This is a genomic window from Granulicatella sp. HMSC31F03 (genome assembly GCF_001807725.1).
Classification (GTDB): Bacteria; Bacillota; Bacilli; order Lactobacillales; family Aerococcaceae; genus Granulicatella; species Granulicatella adiacens.
The window spans coordinates 35,732-36,131 of sequence record NZ_KV790838.1 but is presented as its reverse complement, the minus strand read 5'-3'; the positions used below and the strand labels follow the sequence as shown (position 1 = coordinate 36,131).

1 protein-coding gene is annotated in these 400 nt (G+C 32.5%); it reads left to right on the top strand.

The annotated features are described in order from the left end of the window. Positions 1-400: IS3 family transposase (locus HMPREF3106_RS09620; RefSeq protein WP_246827486.1), on the top strand; the 400-nt coding region annotated here is incomplete at both ends.

Genomic DNA, 400 nt, shown 5'->3' with positions numbered 1-400 from the left:
ATACAAGGAATTGGAAAGGAAGTGTCGCCTCAAGTAGTTGTAAAATTAGTGGAAGAATTGAAAGGTAAATATACATTTCGTTTAATCTGTTTTTGCCTTAATATACCCATATCTACTTACTATCGATGGAAAAAGAAAGACTTTTCGCCAACCGTTATCGAGGAAACCATTGGTAAAATTTGTAAGAAAAACAAATTTATTTATGGGTACAGAAAGATTAAGCATTTGATTCAGAAGGAATTAAATCAGATTGTTAACCATAAGGTTGTGCAGCGGATTATGCAGAAAAATGGTTGGAATTGTGCCGTGAAACCTAAAAAAGCTATCAAAATAGGTAAACCATTCTCAATTACTGGCAATACTCTAAATAGAAATTTTTCAGCAGACAAACCTATGCAAA